Raw genomic sequence first — 22,793 nt, 5'->3', positions numbered from 1 at the left:
GCACCCGACGGAAGAGGAATTGTGAAAGCCATTCGTAACGCGGTGGCGCACGTGCTATTCACACTTGTCGCGTTCGGCTTATTGCTTTTCGTGCCTGCCGGCACGTTCGACTACTGGCAAGCATGGGTTTTCTTAGGAGTTGTCCTCGCGACGTGGATCCCATGCATCTACTTGCTGCGGACGAATCCCGCTATGCTCCGGCGACGGATGCGCGGGGGGCCGGTGGGCGAACCCCGTAGGGCTCAACAGGTCATTATGGTCGGCTTGTCGCTGCTGCTGGCGGCGATGTTCGTAGTCAGCTCCCTCGACCACCGTGTTGGCTGGTCGGCGCTACCAACGGCAATCTGCTTGGCGGGTGACGTTCTGGTAGCCGTCGGACTCGGTGTAGCGGTGCTGGTTTTCGTTCAGAACAGCTACGCGGCCGGAGTCGTCCGCGTGGAGACCGGCCAGAAGCTCGCCTCAACCGGGCTATATGAATTGGTGCGCCACCCTATGTACACCGGCAATGCGATCGCGATGGTCGGCGTCCCACTCGCGCTCGGTTCCTACTGGGGACTCGTCTTCGTCATCCCTTGCCTCCTGATACTCGCTCTGCGTATCCGCGACGAAGAAAAGCTATTGCGAGACGAGTTGGACGGATACCGCGAATACACAGAGAAGGTGCGTTATCGGCTGGTGCCGAGTGTGTGGTAGCAGCCGCACGACTTGCACCCGCCCCGACCGCCATTGACGTGGAAGAAAGCCTGTGAAGACCATTCCTAAAATGTTGGTGTCCGGGCTTGGTTTCCTTGTCCTGTTGGGCTTGCTGCTGTTTTTGCCTGCCGGCACGTTCGCTTACTGGCAAGCATGGGTGTTGGTCGTCTTGGCAATCTCGACGCGGATCTTCAGCGCTTACTTGCTGCGAGTGAATCCCGCGGTGCTTGAGCGGCGGATGCGTGGGGGACCGAAAGCGGAGACCAGAACGGCGCAAAAGGTTGCAATGGCGGCCCTTTGGCTGTCGCTGGCGGCGATGTTCGTGGTCAGCGCGCTTGACCATCGCTTTGGCTGGTCGCCGGTACCGACGGCCATCTCTTTGGTTGGCGATGTCCTGGTCGCAGTTGGGCTGGGCGTAGCGATGCTGGTGGTGCTCCAAAACAGCCACGCGGCCGCGACCGTGCAGGTCGAGTCCGGCCAGAAGCTCGTCTCCACCGGTTTGTATGGGCTTGTGCGTCACCCGATGTATGCCGGCAATGTCATCATGATGGTCGGCATACCGCTGGCGCTGGACTCCTACTGGGGACTCGTCTTCGTCGTGCCTGGCGTCAGCGGGTTAGCCTTCCGCATCCGCGACGAAGAGAAGCTGCTCAAGGACGACTTGGCCGGTTACCGCGAGTATGCCCAAGAAGTTCGCTATCGCCTGGTGCCAGGTATCTGGTAACCGCCAACGACCGGGCCTTCTCTCGCCCTGGATCCACGGGCGCGCTCTACAGATCGTTGGCTCGGCTCGAGGCGGGAGATTCTTCCACCGCGCCGACATGCCGGTGCAATTGCTGGCTCAGGCTTCTCACGGACGGCGCGTCGAATAATGCAGGCACCGGGAGTCGAATATCCAGGGCTGTGTTTATCGCGGCGATCGCGCGCATGGCAGACAGTGAATCTCCGCCCAAGTCAAAGAACGACTCATGGACCCCGACGCGTTCTATGCCCAAGACCTGGGCGTAGATGTCGGCCAAGATTTGCTCGACTAGGTTGGCCGGGCCGTGGTAGCGACCGCCTGTGTCGTGGTCTCCCGGTTCTGGCATCGCAGTATCGGCAGGCTTGGTCGGTACCTGATTGCCGAATCCATCCAGCTGGGCGTACTCAGCCTCATCGAGCAGGTCCATCGTCGTCAGCGGTCGCGTCGGGTCGGCGGTCATGGTCACCAACATCCGCTGGAACCGGTCAATCAGCGCCTCGATGCTTTCCGCGTCGAAAACGTCCGTGCGGAACTGGACACGAAGGCCGATTTCGCTGCCCGGGACGGCTTGGATCGTAAGCGGGTAGTGGTAGCAGTCGCGGTTGGCGAGGTCGCTGATCGTCAAGCCGTCGACGCTCGATATCTGGCCGGGGTCAATCGGATAGTTCTCGTATACGAAGACAGTGTCGAACAACTGCTCTTGATCGGCGATGCGATGGATTTCGCGCAGCGCCAAGTGCTCGTGTTCGAGTGTGCGACCGTGGGTGTTCTGCAGCTGGTCGAGTAGGTCGGCGGTGCTGGTGGTGGGGGTGATGCGTGCTCGCACCGGCACGGTGTTGATCAACAGCCCCAATATCGAGTCGGCGCCATCCAAGTCGGCGGGTCGGCCCGAGACCACGGTGCCGAAGGCGACATCGTGCTGACCGGTCAGCCACATCAGCAGTTGGGCGAAAGCGGCCTGCAGTACGGTGCTGACAGTGGTGTGCTGCGAGCGCGCCAACTCCACAACGGCTTGCGTGGTCTCCTCGGGAAGCCGGAACGATTCGACACCTCGCCGTCCTAGCCCTAAGCGATCCGCCGGTCCGACGAGGGTGGGGGTGTCGAAGCCGTCGAGCACATGGCGCCACGCCGCGCGGGCGGCATCGAAGTCACGATCAGCCAGCCAGGTGATGAAGCGGCGATACGGCACGGGCGCAGTCAATCGCTGGCCGTAGTACGCGGCGAATATTTCGCGCATCAGGATGGGCATGGACCAGCCGTCGAGCACGATGTGATGGTTGGTAAGCACGAACCGGTGCCGGTCGGGTGCCGTGCGGATGAGCGCGGCCCGAAAAGCCGGCTGGTCAGCCATCTCACATACCGCGGCGCGTTCGGCGGCACAGAGTTGGTTTATCTGTTCGTCGATGTCGACGCCGTCGAGTTCGACGTAGCGCCATGGTGTTTGGGGTTGGGCGGGGATGATTTGCACCGGCTCGTCGAACTCTTCGCAGAAGCGGGCCACCAGGTTGGGGTGGCGGGTGATGACGGTGTGCAGGGCCTCGCGCAGCCGGTGCGGGTCGAGGGGGCCGGTGATGGTGATGGCCAGCTGCACGGCATACACATCGTCGCCGCTGGCCTGGGCGGCTCTGGCGTGAAACAGCAGGCCCTGCTGCAGCGGGGTCAGCGGCAACACATCAGCGACCCGATAGTGCCGACACAGCTCGTCGAGCTGCTGCTGGCTCAGGTGGGCGGGGGCGATGTCAGACGGGGTCAGCCCGCCGCCGCCGGCGCGCACGTGCGCGCAGATGCCGCGCAACGCCTCAAACCACAACTCGCTGAGCCGGGTGATCTGGGTGTCGTCGAGCACCGAGGGCGCCCAACTCCAGCCGGCTTGTAGCGCCGGGCCAGTCTCGGTGTCGACGGTGGCGGCGTTGAGCTCGAGGGTGTGCGCCAACGCCATCGGGATAGCCGCGGCTGTGGCACCGATCGCCGACAACCCTTCCGTCCTGATCCGCCACAGCTCGCTAGAAGCTTCGCCCGACGCGCCGCCGAGGCGGCCTAGGTAGTTGAACCCGATCGGCGGATCTGGGTCGTCGAGGTCGATGTCGGGGTTGAGGTAGCGCAGCAGCCCGTAGCTCAGCGGCTCGGGCAGGGCGCGCAGTTGTTCTTTGGCGTCTTTGATCAGCGCCCCCAACCCGGGCCCACCGGCGACCACCTGCGCCCAGTCCAGGCCAGCGACCCGCAACGCCACCGGGTATTTGGCGGTGAACCAGCCCACCGTGCGGGACAGATCCAGCTCCGCACCCAACTGCTCCTCGTGGCGGCCATGACCCTCCACATCAACACCCACCGGGCCGGTGGGGTCCCCCACAAACTCGGTGATCGCGATGCCGAAGGCGATCACCAGGATGTCGCCAATGCCGGTGTGAAACGCCGCGGGCACCTCACCGAGCAGCATCCGGGTGCTCTCCACATCCAGTTGCGCCGAGGAATGCCCGGCCGTGGCGTAGGTATCCACGCTCGGGTCGGGCGCGGGCAGCACGGCCGGGGCGCCGGCCACCTGCCGCCACGTCTGGGCGGTGGCGGTGACCTCGGGGCGCTGGGCGTGCTCGTGCAGCAGGGCGGCCCAGCGGGCAAACGAGGTCCCCGGCGCCGCCAACGCGATCGGCTGGCCGGCCCGGTGCTGGGCCCAGGCCACGTTGAGGTCCTCGAGCAGGATCCGCCACGACACCCCATCCACGGCCAAATGGTGAATCAGCACCACCAGCCGCCCGGTGTCAGCCACCCACAGCGCGCGCAGCATCACCCCGGCCGCCGGATCCAACCCCGAGCGGGCCGCCACCAACGCCTCATCCGACAGCGCTTCCACGGTGTGCACCCGCTCGGCGGCGTCGACCGATCCGGGCTCGGGCACCACCAGCACCCACCCGCCTGCCGTGTCGTGGTGTTCGAGGCGCGCGCGCAGCATCGCGTGGCGATCCAGCAACGCCTGCACCAGCACCACCACATCGGTTTGGGTCACCCCGGGCGGGGCCTGCACCACCATGGTCTGGTTGAACTGCTCGATGGCGCCGTCAAAACCGGCCAGCCAGCGCATGATCGGGGTCGCCGGCACCCGGCCCACACCCTCATCGACCACGCCGGTTTCGGCGTCGGCCACCGCGGCCACCCGGGCCAGCCGGGCCACCGTCTGCTCGACGAACACATCACGGGGCCGACACACCACCCCCGCCGCCCGGGCCCGGGCCACCACCTGCATCGACAAAATGCTGTCCCCACCCAACTCGAAGAACGAGTCGTCCACCCCCACCCGCTCCAAGCCCAGCACCTCGGCGAAAATGTCGGCCAAAATCTGCTCCACCGCATCACCGGGGGCGCGATACCCCGCCGCGTCGGCGTACTCGGGGGCCGGCAGGGCGCGGGTGTCCAGCTTGCCGTTGACCGTCAACGGCAACGCCTCCAGGGCCACGATCGCCGCGGGCACCATATAGCCCGGCAACCGCTCGGCCAGCTGGGCGCGCGCTTGGGCCGGGTCGGCGGTACCGGTGATGTAGCCGACCAGGCGTTTGTCGCCGGGGCGGTCCTCACGGGCGATCACCACCGCCTGCTCCACACCGTCCACACTCGCGAGGGCGGCCTGGATCTCGCCGAGTTCGATCCGGTAGCCGCGGATCTTGACCTGCTCATCGGCACGGCCCAGATAATCCAACTGCCCATCGGCGCGCCAGCGCACCAAATCCCCGGTCCGATACATCCGCACCCCAGTGTCGGCGAACGGACACGCCACAAACCGCGCCGCGGTCAACCCCGCCCGGCCCACATACCCATACGCCACCCCGGCGCCGGCCACATACAACTCGCCCACCACCCCCGAGGGCACCGGACGCAACCAGCCATCCAGCACGAAAAACCCCAGATGCGCCAACGGCACCCCGATCGGGCTGGCCATCGCCTCCACATCGCCGGCGGTAATCGGCCGGTAGGAGGCGTGCACCGTGGTCTCGGTGATGCCATACATGTTGATCAACCGCGGCGCATCCGGGTGGTTGCCCAGCCACGGGCGCAGCCGCTGCGGCTCCAACGCCTCCCCACCAAACACCACCGCCTCAAGCGCCAGCCGTTGGCCGAGCTCGGGGGCCAGCGCGTCGGCGGACTGCAGCGCATAAAACGCCGACGGGGTCTGGCTCAACACACTGACCCGCTCGGCCACCAGCAGCGCGTGCAACTCCTCCGGGGCGCGCACCACCGCGTCGGGCACCACCACCAGCCGCCCCCCACCCAGCAGCGCACCAAAGATCTCCCACACCGAAAAATCGAACGCCAACGAATGACACTGCGACCACACCCCGGCGCCCCCGATATCGGCGGCCAACGTCTCCAACAACCGCGTCACGTTGCCATGCGGCACCGCCACGCCTTTGGGCACACCGGTGGTGCCCGAGGTGTAGATCAAATACGCAATACCCTCCGGGGCCGGCGCCGCCAGCCCCGTCGCGAGCTGGGTGCGGATGGCGGGGTCGTCGATGTCGATCACCAGCAGGTTGTGGCCGTCCAGCCGCGGGCGCAGGTCCGCCGTCGTGATCGCCGCGATCGGGGCGGCATCATCAAGCAGAAACTCGATCCGCGCCGCCGGGTGCGCCGGATCCAACGGCACATACGCCGCCCCCGCCTTGAGCACCCCCAAAATCGCCACAACCGCCTCGCCCGAACGCGGCACCAACACCGCCACCCGCTGCCCCGGGCCCACGCCGTGGTCCACCAGCAGATGCGCCAACCGGTTAGACGCCGCATCAACCTCGCGGTAAGTCATGGCGCGGCCCTGGAAGCTGACCGCCACCGCCTCAGGTGCCTGCGCCACCCGGGCGGCAAACACCTCCGGAATCGACACCGCTGCAGTCACCGGCTGAGTCAACACTGCCCGGTTCGCCCAACCCTCCAACCGGGCATGGTCGGCGGCATCGAGCACATCAATCGACGACAACCGCCGAGCCGGGTCGGCGGTGATGGTCGCTACCAACCGCCTGAACCGCTCAATCAACGTCTCGATGCTGGCCGCGTCGAAGACATCGGTGCGAAACTCCACCAGCCCGCCGATCCCGGCGGGCTCGCCGGTTTCTGTCCATTGTTCGGCCAGGACAAACGTGAGATCCATACGAGCGGTGCGCGTGTCAACCGGCATCCCCGTGACCTCTAGGTGACCCAGCGGCACCGTGGCTACAGGGTCGCCGGCCCATGCGAAGTTCTGCCAGCCCAACACCACCTGCACCAGCGGGGAATGAGCCAAACTTCGGGTGGGTTTCAGCCGCTCTACCAGCAACTCAAAGGGGACGTCTTGGTGCTCATAGGCGGCCAGGGCGCGCGCCCGTACCTGCTCGAGAAGCTCTGCCACACTGAGGTTCCCGGTTAGATCAACGCGCAGCACCAAGGTGTTGACGAAAAATCCGACGAGCTCATCGAGGGCGGAATCGCGGCGCCCGGCGATGGGGAACCCAACGGCTATGTCGCTGCTGGCGCTGACCTTGGAAAGCAGTATCGCCAGGGCAGCCTGCATCACCATGAAGCTAGTGGCGTTGTGCTCGCGGGCCAGATGGTCGATCTGCTGTTGTAGCTCAGCCGGCCAGTCAACGGTCACCCGGGCGCCACGGTGATCCGCGACCGCCGGATAAGGCCGATCGGTAGGCAACTCAAGGCGTTCGGGCATCCCGGCCAGCGCATGTTCCCAGTACGCCAGCTGGGCCGCGATCGGGCTCTCACTATCGGCCAGATCACCGAACTGAGCTCGCTGCCACAGCGTGTAATCGACGTATTGCACTGGCAATGGCGCCCATTCGGGGGCCATTCCCGTACACCGGCTGGCGTAGGCCATTCCCAAGTCGCGCACCAGCGGGGTGATCGACCAACCGTCCGCGGCAATATGATGCACTGCGGCCACCGCCACGTGCTCTTCGTCTGCAATTCGGAAAAGCCTTGCCCGCAAAGGGATCTCGCTGGCGAGGTCAAAAGTGTGCCGCACCGTGGCGTGGATACCCTTGTCTAGCTGGGTTTCCGACCAGGCACTGGCATCGATCACCTCCCAGCCGAAGTCAGCCTGCTCCACAGGAACCACCACCTGCTGCGGTATCCCGTCGACCGCTACGAACAAAGTCCGCAGGCTTTCATGGCGCTCCACCACATCAGTCAGCGCCGCCCGCAGTGCGTCGGAATCAAGGCGCCCGCGCAGCCGCAACGCCACCGCCATGTTGTAGATCGGTGAGGGCCCCTGCAACTGGTCGATAAACCACAATCGCTGCTGGGCGAACGACAAGGGCACCACCGCCGGCCGCTCCACCGGTGTCAACGGCCCAAGCCGTCCTGCGCCTCCCACCCCAATCCGCGGTGCCAGCTGGGCCACCGTGGGCGCCTCAAACAGGGTCCGGACCGCGACATGGGCATCGAGGCTGGCGTTGACTGCGGCCATCACGCGCATGGCTGACAGGGAATCCCCACCCAACTCGAAGAAGGAGTCGTCGACCCCGACCCGCTCCAAGCCCAGCACGTCGGCGTATATGCCAACCAGGATTTCCTCGACCGCGTTGCTCGGCGCGCGATACCGATCGGCATGCTGGTATTCAGGCGCTGGCAGGGCCCGAATGTCGAGCTTGCCGTTGACTGTCAAGGGCAAGGCGTCGAGCTGCACTACTGCGGCCGGCACCATGTAGCGAGGGAGCCGCTCGCTCAGCTGTGCGCGGATCTGGGCCGGGTCGGCGGAGCCGGTGAAATAGCCCACCAGGCGCTTGTCGCCGGGGCGGTCCTCGCGGGCAACCACCGCCGCCTGCTGGACCCCATCCAAAGCAGCCAGCGCTGCTTGTATTTCGCCGAGTTCGATGCGATAGCCGCGGATCTTGACCTGCTCATCGGCGCGGCCCAGATAGTCCAGCTGCCCATCGGGGCGCCAGCGCACCAGATCGCCGGTGCGATACATCCGGGCCCCAAGCTTCCCGAAGGGGCACGCCACAAACCGCGATGCGGTCAACCCCGCCCGGCGCACGTACCCATACGCCAGCCCGGCGCCGGCCACATACAACTCTCCGATCACACCGGCGGGCACTGGACGCAACCAGTCATCGAGCACAAACAACGCCGCCCCTGGCACCGGCGAACCGATCGGGACAACCGAGCCGGGCGTCAACGGCGTGCTTATCGCTACGCACATCGTCGTCTCGGTCGGACCGTAGGCGTTGATCATCACCCGCCCGGGTGCCCACCGCTCCACCACCTCGGCCGGACAGGCCTCACCAACTGTCACCAATGTCGCCGCTTCCAGCCCCTCGGGAGAGAGAACCTTTGCGGCAGAAGGGGTTTGGGTCAGCACACTGACGTGTTCAGCAGCCAGCAGGTCGTGGAAGTCTTCGGGCGACGCTGCGACCGACTCGGGCACCACCACCAGACGTCCGCCCCGCAGCAGCGCTCCGAAAATCTCCCATACCGAGACGTCGAAGGCCGCGGAGTGACTGTGTGCCCATACCCCTGCTGCCGGCAAGCCCGCATCTAGCGACGCCAGCAGTTGGGTGACGTTGTGGTGGCTGATCGCTACACCTTTGGGAACGCCAGTAGTGCCCGAGGTGTAGATGAGGTAGGCGATGTCCTCCGGGGCCGGTGCCGGCAATGCGGTGGCAGGATAGGTCGGGATGCGGGGGTCGTCGACCTCGACGACCGGTAGCTCGTGCCCGTCCAATCGCGACCGCAAGCCCGTGGTGGTGAGCGCGGCGATCGGGGCGGCGTCGCCGAGCATGAACCCGACACGTGCCACCGGGTGTGCTAGGTCGATCGGCAGATAGGCCGCCCCGGTCTTCAGAACGGCGAGCATCGCCACGACGGCCTCAGCGGAGCGCGGCAACAGCAGCGCCACACAATTTCTCGGACCCGCCCCATGTGCAGTTAGCAAGTGCGCCAACCGGTTGGATACTTCGTCCAGCTCGCGGTAGGTCCACGAAACGTCATCGCATGTCAGCGCTACTGCTTCCGGAGCATGCGCCACGTGCGTGGCGAACAGCTCCGGAATCGACACCCGCGTCGGCGGCGGCTGCGTCAGCACCGCCCGGTTACCCCACTCATCCAGCCGGGCCTGCTCAGGCTCGTCGAGTACATCGATCGCCGACAACGGCCGGCTGGGATCGGCAGTGATAGCCGCCAATACCCGCTGCAACCGCTCGATCAGTGTTGTGATGCTGGGGGCGTCGAAGACATCGGTGCGGAACTCCACCGTCCCACTGATGCCGGCCGGCTGCCCGCCTGCGTCCCAGTGCTCCTCAAGAAAGATAGCCAGGTCCATGCGGGCCGTGTGGGTGTCCACCGGCAGCCGGCTGACATGTACGTCGCCCAAGGCGAGTTCGGCGGGGGCGTTGTTCTGCCAGGCCAACCCCACCTGGATCAACGGGTGATGGGCCAGGCTTCGGACGGGGTTGAGCCGCTCGACGAGCACTTCGAACGGCACGTCTTGGTGCTCGTAGGCGGCCAGGCTGCGGGTGCGCACTTGCGCCAGTAGGTCGGCGACGCTGGGATTGCCGCTCAGGTCGACGCGCAGTACCAAGGTATTGACGAAAAACCCGACAAGGTCATCGAGGACGGGGTCACGGCGACCGGCGATCGGGAACCCGACGGCTATGTCGCTGCTGGCGCTCAACTTGGAAAGTAGTACCGCCAGGGCGGTTTGCATCACCATGAAGTTGGTGGCGTTGTGTTCACGCGCCACCCGCGCCACCTGCTGCTGCAGCTCGGCCGGCCACTCCACACTCAGCCGCGCGCCGCGCAGGTCGGCGACCGCGGGATAGGGCCGATCGGTAGGAAGATCTAGGCGTTGCGGCATGCCGGCGAGCGCCTGCTCCCAAAACTCCAGCTGCGCCGCGATTTGGCTGCTGGGATCGTCGGCGTCGCCCAGTTGCCTGTGCTGCCAGAGCGTGTAATCGGCGTACTGCACCGGCAGCGGCGCCCAGGTAGGTGCCCGCCCCTGGTGGCGGCTGGCATAAGCGACACTCAGGTCACGCGCCAGCGGTCTGAGCGACCAGCCGTCCGCTGCAATGTGGTGGACCACGAGCACCAGGATGTGTTCGTTATCAGCGCGCTTGAAAAGCCGTGTATGCAACGGGATGTCAGTCGCCAGACCGAAAGTGTGACGGGCCGCGGTGTCGAGTGCCTCCTCCAGCTGAGTTGCCGACCATTCGGTGGCATCGACAAGGTCCCACCCGAACTCGGCCTGCTGTGCCGGAAGCACTACCTGTTGGGGTGTTCCGTCGACCGTGGCGATCACGGTGCGCAGGCTTTCGTGGCGGCCCACCACGTCGACCAGCGCTGCCTGCAGGGCGTCGGCGTCAAGGGGCCCGTGCAGCCGCAGCGCCGCTGCGATGTTGTAGATCGGTGACGGTCCCTGCAGCTGGTCCAGGAACCACAACCGCTGCTGGGCAAACGACAACGGAATCACCGGCGGCCGTTCGGCCGACGTCAACGGCTGGAGGCGACCCGCACCTCCAGCACCGATCCGGAGCGCCAGCTGGGCCACCGTGGGCGCCTCGAACACGGCGCGCACCGCAAGGTTGGCGTCCAGGCCGGTGTTGATCGCCGCGGTGAGGCGCATCGCCGAAATGCTGTCGCCGCCAAGCTCGAAGAAGGAGTCGTCGACGCCGACCCGCTCCACACCCAGTACCTGGGCGTAGACGCCGGCCAGGATCTCCTCGATCGCGTTGGCCGGAGGCCGATGCCCGCCAGTCTCGGTGTAGTCGGGTGCCGGCAAGGCACGCCTGTCCAATTTGCCGTTGACCGTCAGCGGCAGCGCGTCTACCACCACCACGGCCGCCGGGACCATGTAGGCAGGTAGCCGCTCCACCAGCTGGTAGCGGAGGTGGGCCGGGTCGGCGGTACCGGTGATGTAACCCACCAGGCGTTTGTCGCCGGGGCGGTCCTCACGGGCGATCACCACCGCCTGCTCCACACCGTCCAAACTCGCGAGGGCGGCCTGGATTTCGCCGAGTTCGATGCGATACCCGCGGATCTTGACCTGCTCATCGGCACGGCCCAGATAATCCAGCTGACCGTCGGCGCGCCAGCGCACCAAATCCCCGGTCCGATACATCCGCACCCCACCGTCGGCGAACGGACACGCCACAAACCGCGCCGCGGTCAACCCCGGCCGGCGCACATAACCGGCGCCAACGCCGGCGCCAGCGACATACAACTCACCGACCACCCCGGCCGGCAGCGGGCGCAGCCACCCGTCGAGCACAAACAACGCCGCTCCCGGCGCCGGCGAACCGATCGGCGGTTCTCCTGATCCCGCTGCCAGCGGTCTACTGAGCGATGCGTAGACCGTGGTCTCGGTTGGGCCGCACCCGTTGATCACCACCCGCCCGGGTGCCCACCGATCCACCACATCGGCCGGACACGCCTCCGCGGAAACCACCAGTGCCGTTGACTCCAACCCCTCGGGGGAGAGCACCCCGACCGCCGAAGGGGTTTGGCTTAAGACGCTGACCCGCTCAGCAACTAACAAAGCGTGGAAGTCGTCCGGGGAAGCGGTCACCTCTTCGGGCACCACCAGCAGCCGCCCGCCATGCAGCAGGGCACCCCAGATTTCCCACACCGAGTAGTCAAACGCGTAGGAGTGACACTGCGACCAGACTTGTTCCGGTCCCACTTCTATGCCGACTTCCAGCGAATCGAACAGCCGGATCACATTGTGGTGGGTGACCGACACCCCTTTCGGAACCCCGGTGGTGCCGGACGTGTAGATGATGTAGGCGATGTCGTCGGGCGCCGGAGCCGGTAGCGGCGTAGCAGGTTGGCGGTCGAGGGCCGGGTCGTCGGGATCGATGGTCACCGTATCGAACCCGTCCAGCCGGTCGGCTAGCTCGGTAGCGGTGATCGCGGCAATCGGCGCGGCGTCGGCAAGCATGAACTCGATGCGAGTCTGCGGGTGTGCCGGGTCGATCGGTAGGTACGCCGCCCCGGTTTTCAGCACCGCCAGGATCGCGACGATCGCCTCGGCGGACCGGGGAAACAGCAGCGCCACATACTCACCCGGGCCGACTCCATGGCCGGCCAGCAGGTGCGCCAATCGGTTGGACGCCTCGTCAACATCGCGATAGGTCATGGTGCGGCCTCGGCAACTCACCGCCACGGCCTCCGGAGCACGCGCGACCTGGCTAGCGAAGACCTGCGGAATCGACGCCGCCGCGGCCGTCGGCTGCGTCAACGCCGCCCAATTGCCCCACTGGCCGAGGCGGGCGCGCTCACGCTCATTGAGGAGATCCGTCAAGGAAAGTCGGCGTGCGGGGTCGGCCGTCATGGCGGCCAACACTCCCTGCAACCGGTCGACCAGCGCCTCGACGGCGTCGGCGTCGAAAACGTCGCTGTCGAATTCGACGCGAAGCTCTAGTTCGACGCCCGGCATCGCTACGAGCGCAAGCGGGTAGTGGTTGTATTCACGGACGCTGAACTCGGTAACCGCCCATTCTCGGCCTGCGAGCAGCGCGGCCGTGTCGAGCGGATAGTTCTCGTACACGAAAACCGTGTCGAACAGTCGGTCATGACCGGTGAGGCGGTGAAGGTCGCGTAGCGCTAGGTGCTGGTGCTCGAGCGTGGCGTTGTGCGTGCTTTGCAGTTGATCGAGCAGTTCGGCGGTGGTGGTTGTGGGAGTGACGGTTGCCCGTACCGGCACCGTGTTGATCAACAGCCCCACGATTGAGTCGGCGCCGCCGAGTTCGGCGGGCCGGCCCGAGACCGTGGTTCCGAACACCACATCCTGGCGGCCCGTCAGCGACATCAGCAGCTGCGCATAAGCAGCCTGCAGCACGGTGTTGAGGGTGGTGTGGCGCGATCGCGCCAGCTCGCTGATGGCGCGGGTTGTCTGCTCCGGCACCCGGAACGATTCAACGCCTCGCCGTCCCAGCCCTAACCGATCCGGCGGGCCGACCAGTGTCGGGGTGTCAAAACCGGCGAGCACCTCACGCCAGGCCGCACCGGCGGCATCGAGGTCGCGATCGGCCAGCCAGCTGACAAACCGGCGATACGGCACGGGCGCGGGTAGGCGCTCGCCGTAGTACGCGGCGAAGATTTCTCCCAGCAGGATCGGCAGTGACCAGCCGTCGAGCACGATGTGGTGGTTGGTCAGCACGAACCGGTGCCGGTCTGCAGCGATGCGGATCAGCGCCGCCCGAAAAGCTGGTTGGTCGGCGAGCTCGTAGACGGCGTCACGCTCGACGGCACACAGCTGCTGGATCTGCTTCTCGACATCGACGCCGTCACGGTTGAACTCGGCGTAGCGCCAGGGCACGACGGGATCAGCCGGAATGACCTGCACCGGTTCGTCGAATTGGTCGCAGAATCGAGCCACCAGGTTCGGATGCCGGGCGACGACGGTGTGCACCGCATGTTGCAGCCGGTGCGGGTCAAGCGGGCCGGTGAGGGTGAGATCCAGTTGCACCGCGTACACGTCGTCGCCGCCGTCCTGGCCGCTGCTGACGTGAAACAGCAGCCCCTGCTGCAGTGGCGTCAACGGCAAGATGTCAGCTATCCGGTAGTGCCGGCACAGCTCGTCGATCTGCTGCTGGCTGAGCCGGGCCGGCGCGATATCCGACGCCGTCAGCCCGCCGCCACCGGCTCGCACGTGCGCGCAGATACCGCGCAAGGCGTCAAACCACAACTCGCTCAGCCGACTGACCTCTGGGTCGCCCAGCGCTGAGGCGGCCCACGTCCACGTCGCGTGCAGCTGTGGGCCGGCGTCGGTGTCGAGGGTTCCGGCGTTGAGCTCTAGCGTGTGCGCCAACGGCATGGGTATCGCCGCGGCGGCGCTGGTGAGCGCCCAGCCCTCCTCGCTGATTCGCCACGGCTGATCTGACGCGTGGCCGGCCGTGCCGCCGAGGCGCCCTAGATAGTTGAAGCCGATTGGCGGATCAGATCCGTCAAGGTCCACCTCCGGGTTCAAATAGCGCAACACGCCGTAGGTCAGCGGATCCGGAAGAGCGCGCAGCTGCTCCTTGACGTCCTTGATCAGGGTCCCCAACCCCGGCTCACCGGCGGTCACCTGCGCCCAATCCAGCCCGCCGACCGTCAACGACACCGGGTATTTGGTCGTGAACCAGCCCACCGTGCGCGAAAGGTCAAGGCCGTCGGCCAATTCCTCGTGGCGCCCGTGGCCTTCGACGTCGATCCCGACCGGTCCGCGGGTGCCCACAAACTCGGAAACCGCCAAAGCGAACCCGATCAACAAAATGTCGTGGATTCCGGCATGGAACGCCGCCGGCACCGCACCCAACAGCATCCGAGTGGTCTCGGCGTCCAGCGCCGCCGACAACAACCCGGCGCTGGCATAGGTGTCCACCTCCGGCCGCACCGCGGGCAGCGAGGCCGGCGCCGCCGCCAGCTGCCGCCACGCGCCAGCCTGCTCCACCACGTCTGGTCGGCGTGCGTACTCACTTAGCAGCTGCGCCCACCGAGCAAACGACGTCCCGGTCGCCGGCAACACCAGCGGCTGCCCGCTCTGATGTTGGGACCAGGCAGAGTTGAAGTCTTCCAACAGGATTCGCCACGACACCCCATCAACCACCAAATGGTGAATGACGAGCATCAGCTGGCTGGTGGAGGTCACCCACAACCCGCTGAACATCACACCGGCGGCCGGGTCGAGCTGCGACCGCGTGCTGGCCAGCGCCTCGGTAGACAGCGCGTCCACCGCTTGCACCGACCTGCGGACGTCTATTGATCCGACCTTTGGCACCTGCAACGTCCAGCCGCCGGCGCCGTCGTCCTGGACACGGGCCCGCAGCATGGGATGCCGATCCACCACCGCTTGCAGCACTACCGCCACATCGGCCTCGGTAACCCCAGCGGGCGCCTGCAGAAGCAGCGTCTGGTTGAACTGCTTCCTCGGGCCCTCCACGTCGTGCAGCCAGCGCATGATCGGGGTCGCAATCACGGGGCCGACACCGCCATCGACCGGTTCGTCACCCCCGTCGACCACCTCGGCAACCGCGGCCAGCCGCGCCACCGTCTGCTCGACGAAAATGTCGCGGGGCCGACACATCAGGCCGGCGGCACGCGCCCGTGACGCCACCTGCATTGACAAGATGCTGTCGCCGCCGAGCTCGAAGAATGAGTCGTCGACCCCGACCCGCTCCAAGCCGAGTGCCTCGGCGAAGATGCCGGCCAAAAGCTCCTCGATGGCGTTGGCCGGCGCGCGGTAACGGTCGGCATGGATGTATTCCGGCGCGGGCAGGGCCCGTTTATCGAGCTTGCCGTTGACCGTCAACGGCAACGCCTCCAATACGACCACCGCCGCCGGGATCATGTACTCGGGCAACCGCTCAGCCAGCGCGGCGCGGATGTCGGTCGGGTCGGCGCTTCCGGTGACGTAGCCGACCAGGCGTTTGTCGCCGGGGCGGTCCTCGCGAGCGAGCACCACCGCCTGATTTATCCCGTCAACGTCGGCCAGTGCTGCCTGGATTTCGCCCAGTTCGATGCGGTACCCGCGTATCTTCACCTGTTCATCGGCGCGCCCCAGGTAGTCCAGCTGACCGTCGGCGCGCCAGCGCACCAGATCCCCGGTTCGATACATGCGTGCGCCTGACACTTCCGAGCCGCCGAACGGGCAGGCGACGAACCGCGAAGCAGTTAACCCGGATCGGCGCACGTATCCGTACGCCACGCCGCGACCGGCGACATACAACTCACCGACCGCCCCGGTCGGTACCGGGCGCAACCACCCATCCAGCACGAACAACGCTGCGCCAGCCACCGGCGAACCGATCGGTGGCGGGCTCGAACCCGGTGTCAGCGGCGCGCTGATCGACACGTCGATCGTGGTCTCGGTGGGGCCGTAGGCGTTGAGCATCAGCCGGCCCGGCGCCCAGCGGTTCACCAGCTCGGCGGGGCAGGTCTCTCCGCCCACCACCAGCGCCACCGAGTCCAGTCTCTCTTGAGACAGCACTCCGGCCGCAGACGGCGTCTGGGTCAGCACGTCGACGCGTTCACCGACCAACAAGGCGTGTAAGTCTTCGGGTGAGCCGGCGACTTCCTCCGGCACAACGACCAGCCGCCCGCCATGCAGAAGCGCACCCCAGATCTCTCGAACCGATGCGTCGAATGCCAACGAATGCCACTGCGTCGACACCTTTGGCGGCCCTGGCGCGGTCAGCCCCGCATCGAGTGATTCGAGCAGCTGAGTCACGTTCTGGTGGGTGATCGCCACCCCTTTGGGGACACCGGTGGTGCCCGAGGTGTAGATGATGTAGGCGATGTCGTCTGGAGCAGGCGCGGGTAAAGCGGTGCTGGGTTCGGTGGCAGCACCGGGGTTGTCGACGTCGATGATCAGCAGGTCGTGGCCGTCCAGCCGTGGGCGCAGCTCCGCGGTGGTGATTGCGGCTATAGGCGCGGCGTCGTCGAGCATGAATGCGACCCGCCCTGGCGGTACCACCGGGTCGATCGGCAGATACGCCGCTCCGGTCTTCAGCACCGCCAGGATTGCCACGATTGCCTCAGCCGACCGCGACAACAGCAGGGCCACATACTCGCCGGGGCCCACTCCATGGCCGGCCAGCAGGTGCGCCCACTGGTTAGCGGCCTGCTCGACCTCAAGGTAGGTCCACGAACGCTGGCCGCAGGTGATCGCCACGGCGTCCGGCGTGAGGGCCACCTGCTGCGCGAACAACGCTGGGATTGACGCCGCTGTCGCGGGACGGCTCAACACCGCCTGATTCCCCCAGGCCCACAGCCGAGCGTGCTCGTCTTCGCCCAGCAGGTCGACCGACGACAATGACCGCCCTGGATCCGCGGTCATCGCCACCAGTAATTGCTGCAACCGTCGCGCTAAATCGGAGACGTCCAAATTGTCGAACCGCTGACCAGCGCCCGCTGTGCTCAAAGAAAGCTGCCCGTCCGCGCTTAAGAAAAACAGCCCGAAGTGGTCTACGCGGCCCAGACCGGTAACCACGCCGGACGCAGGAGCAGCAGCGAAAGGCAGGAGCGTTATCGAGGGGATGAAGTTAACACCGACTCGCTCGCGTGCCAGCCTTGGCCGGTCGGGCCGAACTTTGCGCTCAAGGGCGTGTACAGGGAACCTCTGATGCTGCACCGCTTCGCGTATGCGGGTGTCGACATGCCCACAGAAATCCGCGACCGTAGCGTCAGGGGAAACGGTCAACACCAGTGGTACAACGCCGGAAACCATTCCCGGGAAGGTCGCCGATTCCGGGCTCGCTCGCCGACTGACGGGGAAATTGAGCGCCACTTGGGAGTCTTCAGCGCACCATCCCCGGGTCAACAGGGCACAGGCCGCGGTGATTACCGACGACCGCCGCATATTCAATGCGTTGGCCAACTCATGGACACGGTCGATGACCTGGGGATCCAATTGAACCGCTTCGGAAACGGAACTCGGATCACGCGTGTCCGCCGATTGAGAAAGGCTAAAATGCGCCGCGCTATCCGGGGGAAGATTCGCATTCCAATACGCTAAATCTTCGGTGTAATCCTTCGATGTCTCGTATTCGGCCTCGCGGTCGACCATTTCCCGCAGGGAGCCGAAAAAAGCAGGCGGCGCGGGCGTGCCGGAAACAAGCGCGGAGTAGACCGCGGCGACCCGATTAGCAAAAAGTGCAATTCCGAATCCATCGGTTACTAAGTGATGGACGCACAAGAACCAGTAGAATTGATCCGACCGCGTGCGAAATAGCGCAAATTTGAATAGCGGGCCTCTTGGGGGCATCGGCGTGCGCCGGATTGATTCGGCACGTCGATAGGCTTCCTGGACGGGATTCTGTACTTCTCTGAGATCGTAGAAGGGAAGTTCAACGTCCGGGTCGTCAATCGGCCGCTGGAAGACCTGACCACCCACTTCAAAGATGGCGGCCCTGATCGGTTCAGCCTCTGCGACCACGTCCCGGATCGCTTGTTCAAGTACATCCCGATTTATCGCGCCGTTGATGACGACGAATGCGACGATATGCCAGTCTGCATCTAAGTGGCCCGATTCCTGGGCCAGCCATATGTCGAGCTGTCCGCGCGTAAGGGGAAGCGCCTTATCATCCAGTTCCATCGGAATTCCGAACCCAAACGGCTTAGCTGTCAGAGGCCCGGCTGTGTACGAGCCGGTCTCGCAAACTCTTCGGCCTAATATCGGTCCAGTTCTGTTCGATGTAATCCAGACATGCAGCCCGGTTCGCTTCCCCGTAAACTACCCGCCACCCGGCTGGCACATCGGCGAAGGTCGGCCATAGACTGTGCTGCTCTTCGTCGTTGACCAAGACGAAAAAGGTGCCATTGTCGTCGTCAAACGGATTGATGGTCACTAGTTCCCCAAGGCCAGGATTGACACGTGCGCAACAGTGGCGAACTTTACAGGAGTCTAACGGGGCTGGATCAGGCTTTCAAAAAGTTGTGATCTGACGCACAACGCATGGGTCTTTCATCGCGTACCGAGTCCCGCGCAACTATCGGCGCTGACGTGCGGCGACCGTGAACTTAGCTGTGGTTCGCTACGGGGCAGTTAGCACTCGATCGCGATGAAATGCAAATTGATGTGTGACAGAAGTGACAAATGAGGTCTTATGCTGGCATTAAATTCGCTGCGAGATGCGGGACTTCAGGTCACTGACTGCGGCACCGAAGGGGACCTGATTCACGTCCCGTCAGGGAACGTGGCGGTAAGCGAGAAGTCGTCCAGGGTGCGCACGATGTCTTGGCGCAAGGAGTCGTTCGAGTTGATACGGCCTGGTTGATACGCGGTGACCGAGACAAAGACATGTCGGGCTGCTCGTCCCGAAAGCAAAAATTGCAGTCCCCCGAATCCCTCCATCGTCGCCTTCGTGATGCCCTGGTAGAGCCATCTCACGGCGAAGCGGTCGGCGTCTGTGCCGTCTGGACGGCTAGCGGCGGGGTTAACCGCACCGAGGTTGGATGAGACGACGCCGGTGGTATTGCCACCGCCAACTCTGAGGAGAAACCGCTCAGGCACTAGGGCCAGCAGCGGAACGATAGCCATTGCTGCCAGCTCTTCGTCGGGCGCCTGCCGGTGGCGAACCAGCGCTTGTTTGATTGCGGCACGGATCTCACGCAAGTCCGTCGTCGCAGATGAAGGGTCGACGGTGACATCGACATTGGTGACCGCATTGGCGCGCGTATCACCTTCGGTGCGCTGGTTCACCGGCATTCGGACAACAACCGAGCCGTCTGCGCTGGCCCGTCCCCGTCGCTGGGCCAAGCGGGCCGCGAATCCGACAAGCAGCGCGTTGCTGGTGCCGCCGAGCGAGTCCGCTCGGGCGTCCCACTCGTCGGCGTCAACGAAGACCGTCGCCGTGGGAAGCGTGATTGGTTCATCGGCCCCGGCGGACGACGCAGGAGGCGGCGTGGCAGCTTCGGCATTACCGCGGCGACGCGTGGCCACCCTTGCCGCCGCGACCACGGCGCGGCCAATAGCGGGGCCGTCACGCACGGTTTGGCGGACGTCTTCACACACGGCCTGCCACCGCCGGCGCGATCCGCCGGCAGGCCAGTTGATTGGATCGTCGCGGCCAAACGCCGCATCCGCCAGCCCCTCGCACAACCCCACACCGTCGGTGAGGCAATGGGAGATCAGCAAGCTCACCCCGGTACCGCCGTTACTGAACGGGAGCGCGGCAAGGTGCCAACCGGGGCCGTGCTCAGGATCGAGGGGGGTTTCGGCCTGCTCGTGGAGCCAGCTGTCGAATTCCTCACGCTGCCTGGGTGACGAGACGAGCTCTATATCAGGTGAGCCGTTGGGCGATACCCAGCGGTGTCGGCCGAACCGCAATGGTGAGCGTTCAATGCGGCGGGACAACCGTCCTCGCTGAAGATGGTCATGGAACTGCCACAGACCATCGATATCGATCCCACGGTTGTAGACCCAGACACACTGCAGCAGGCACGTGCCGCCTACCTGCCCGATGAAAAACGCGGTCTGGTCTTGCAGATCGAGGACGTTGTCCATTTTTCCTAACGTACTTCTTACCCCATGCGCCGCAGGCGGTTTCATGCTCGTCTCGCAACGAGACCGCGTGCTTGCCTGCGATCAGGCACGGGCGCTGGTCGCTTTGATGGCCCGGTCTGGTTGGTCAGCCGACATGGCGTTCGTGGGCGAACTTTTCTACGAGGTCGGCGGCAGTGGTCACGCTTTGGGCCGGTGGGGTCATGTGGGAGGCGATGTGGCGGGCTCGGGCGGCGTAGCCGGGGGTCAAAACCGTGCGCAGGTCAGCGACGAGCGATTGCTCGGTGGTGGTGGAAAAGCGTCGGGCGGTGCCGACCTGCAGCCGTTTGACCCGGGTGCCCCACAGCGACTGATCCAGGTCGGTGGACAGGATCAGTTGGGGCACGCCGGCGCGCAGGCCCGCGGCGGTGGTGCCCGCCCCGCCGTGGTGTACCAGCGCGGCACACGACGGGAAGGCGGCGGCGAAGTTCATCGTGTCCACCACCTTGACGTGCTCGAAACGGGGGGCGTGGCGGTAGTCGGTGCCGGCGGCGCACACCAAGGCGCGCCGGCCCAGCTCCGCGCACGCGGTGCTGATCATGGTCAAGGTGTCGGCGGCCGAGTCGACCGCGATGCTGCCGAACCCGAAGAACACCGGTGGTGTTCCCTCGCCGATCCAGGCGCCGACCTCCTCGTCGGCGTCGGTGGGCAACTGCAGCGTCAGCGCCCCGACGAAGGGCCGTTGGCCGTTGAAGCCGGCCCATTCAGCCGCCAGCCCGGGAAAGCACACCTCGTCATAGGCCTGAATTTCCAACGATCCGCGTTCCGCGATCCGTCGCGGCGCGGGGCTGGTCGTCTTCGGCAGGCCCAGTTCACGGCGCTGCACGTCCTCGAGCTTCTTGGTCACGCGCCAAGTCAGCCACTCGAACACCGTCAGCAAGGCACGGCTCAGCGGCGGTGGCAGAAACGACAGGAGCTGGCCGTTGGGCCGCAGAGGGAAGTAATGCAGCGTGGCCAGCGGAATGTCGTAGTACTCCGCGACGTTGAGCGCGGCGTCCTCGAAATTCAGGCCGCTGAATACTAGATCGGCACCCTCCGCCAATGAGGTCAGCGTCGTGGTGATCTCCTGCCAGCGCTGAACAACGGGCTCCCTGACGTTGCGCCGAGCCGCCTTCAACTCCCGCAGCTTCCACGGGGTGCGGAATAAGCGAGTCCAGAATTGGCGGTGCGCTTCCAGAATGGTCTGCGCATCCGGTCCGTAGGCGACCGCAGAAAGGCCGACCGATTCGGCGAGGCCAACCAGCTCAGGTGGGACGGCCATGCACACGTCGTGCCCACGCTGCAGGAGCTCACGGCCAACAGCGACGCACGGTTCGATATCGCCACGGCTTCCCCAGCTCGCCAGCACAAATCTCATTACGTGATCGTGGCCTTTCACTGCCCTATGGGCTTCAGTACCAGAAGCTCTCACTGCCGCGCGATTGAGACTATTCGAACCTCACTCGACGGCATCTACGTGGCGACCGGCAACACTTGTCACGAGGGGAGGCCCAAGTGGTCTGACCCCGCCTCAATCCTTGATGAAGCAATACACCCGGAATGAGCTTCGCCCGCTTTGCACGCTGCGATAGACCTGGGACTTCTGCACGCCGGCGCTCTTGCGGGCCAAGCCGAACATCAGGAATCTCAGCAAGGGTTGTTCGATCAGCGAGTTTTTCTCCATTCCCCGCATGAGCTCCGCATCAATCGCTGTCTGCGAGACCATCCGCAATGGCGCGCTCGCCAGCGCCGCCTCCCAGGCGGCAATCCGCTCGCGGTGTCGGGCGTCGCAGTAAAGAAAATGCCCTCCGGGAACCAGGACGCGCGCCACTTCGGCCAGGAACCGCTCGAACTGCGGATAGTGCACTCCGGACGCGACATTGATCACCGCGTCGAAGGACTGATCCGCGAAAGGCAGGTTCTGGGCGTCGCCTTGCACGAAATCGAGGCCCGGCACGTTGTGCCGTTGTCGGCAGAAGGCGACAGCGGCGGGGTTCAAGTCCAGCCCGGTGTAGGAGGCGGGGCGCAGGGTACGCGCGAGGTATGAGGCTCCACCGCCGTGTCCGCTGCCGACTTCCAACACCCGTTTCCCGGTGAGATCCACCTGGGTCGCCGTGCGGTGGTAGAGCTGGATGCAATACCGATTATGTTCGTCGGCGGCGTCGAGAGGCAGGCCCATCGGCGGATCTTCCTCGTAGCCGTAGTTGATGAACAACACATCGCGGGCGGCGAGTCGGCGGGTGGCGAAGGGATAGAAGTAGTTCGTCGCCTTTTGCTGCAGCTTCCAAATGCGGTCGTTGAGCGGCACCGGTGGAGTATGACAGAAACGCCGGTGCGGTGGGAGCGGATTGCATCCGGGGGAGCGGCCACGGCCAGACCGACATTTCGACC

7 protein-coding genes are annotated in these 22,793 nt (G+C 65.4%); 2 read left to right on the top strand and 5 right to left on the bottom strand.

Annotated elements, in window-relative coordinates; all coding sequences use genetic code 11:
* Positions 1–21: 21 nt before the first annotated feature.
* Together G6N15_RS07975 and G6N15_RS07970 are read left to right on the top strand one after the other, a co-directional pair.
* Entirely contained in the window at positions 22–693 is a 672-nt protein-coding gene (locus G6N15_RS07975) for a methyltransferase family protein (protein WP_372506520.1), read from the top strand.
* 52 nt (positions 694–745) lie between these two features.
* Entirely contained in the window at positions 746–1,417 is a 672-nt protein-coding gene (locus tag G6N15_RS07970; RefSeq protein ID WP_083089889.1) for a methyltransferase family protein, read from the top strand.
* A 46-nt stretch (positions 1,418–1,463) separates the two neighbouring features.
* Here G6N15_RS07970 and G6N15_RS07965 read toward each other — a convergent pair whose 3' ends face one another.
* The 5 genes from G6N15_RS07965 to G6N15_RS07945 all read right to left on the bottom strand — a co-directional run bounded on the left by G6N15_RS07965 (position 1,464) and on the right by G6N15_RS07945 (position 22,710).
* Positions 1,464–18,476: a non-ribosomal peptide synthetase gene (locus G6N15_RS07965; protein WP_163747994.1), complete on the bottom strand. Its 17,013-nt coding sequence runs from the start codon at positions 18,474–18,476 to the stop codon at positions 1,464–1,466.
* 22 nt (positions 18,477–18,498) lie between these two features.
* The gene (locus G6N15_RS07960; protein ID WP_083089944.1) at positions 18,499–18,729 is read right to left on the bottom strand and encodes an MbtH family protein; all 231 of its coding nucleotides are present in this window, start codon (positions 18,727–18,729) and stop codon (positions 18,499–18,501) included.
* A 329-nt stretch (positions 18,730–19,058) separates the two neighbouring features.
* Positions 19,059–20,387, bottom strand: a complete 1,329-nt coding sequence (locus G6N15_RS07955; protein ID WP_083089945.1) for a WS/DGAT/MGAT family O-acyltransferase — start codon at positions 20,385–20,387, stop codon at positions 19,059–19,061.
* A gap of 124 nt (positions 20,388–20,511) precedes the next feature.
* Complete coding sequence (locus tag G6N15_RS07950; protein ID WP_163747992.1) at positions 20,512–21,780, bottom strand: glycosyltransferase; 1,269 nt, start codon at positions 21,778–21,780, stop codon at positions 20,512–20,514.
* Between the two features lie 153 nt (positions 21,781–21,933).
* The gene (locus G6N15_RS07945) at positions 21,934–22,710 is read right to left on the bottom strand and encodes a phthiotriol/phenolphthiotriol dimycocerosates methyltransferase (RefSeq protein WP_232070374.1); all 777 of its coding nucleotides are present in this window, start codon (positions 22,708–22,710) and stop codon (positions 21,934–21,936) included.
* Positions 22,711–22,793 lie beyond the last annotated feature (83 nt).

The sequence above is a fragment of the Mycobacterium noviomagense genome (assembly GCF_010731635.1).
In the GTDB taxonomy this organism is placed as follows: Bacteria; Actinomycetota; Actinomycetes; order Mycobacteriales; family Mycobacteriaceae; genus Mycobacterium; species Mycobacterium noviomagense.
This window is presented reverse-complemented; position numbering and strand designations above follow the sequence as displayed.

What these genes read in the sequence shown, in the direction of transcription:
- G6N15_RS07965 (WP_163747994.1), bottom strand. Translation starts at nt 18,476, where the DNA reads ATGGAACTGGATGATAAGGCGCTTCCCCTTACGCGCGGACAGCTCGAC.
- G6N15_RS07955 (WP_083089945.1), bottom strand. Translation starts at nt 20,387, where the DNA reads ATGGACAACGTCCTCGATCTGCAAGACCAGACCGCGTTTTTCATCGGG.
- G6N15_RS07950 (WP_163747992.1), bottom strand. Translation starts at nt 21,780, where the DNA reads ATGAGATTTGTGCTGGCGAGCTGGGGAAGCCGTGGCGATATCGAACCG.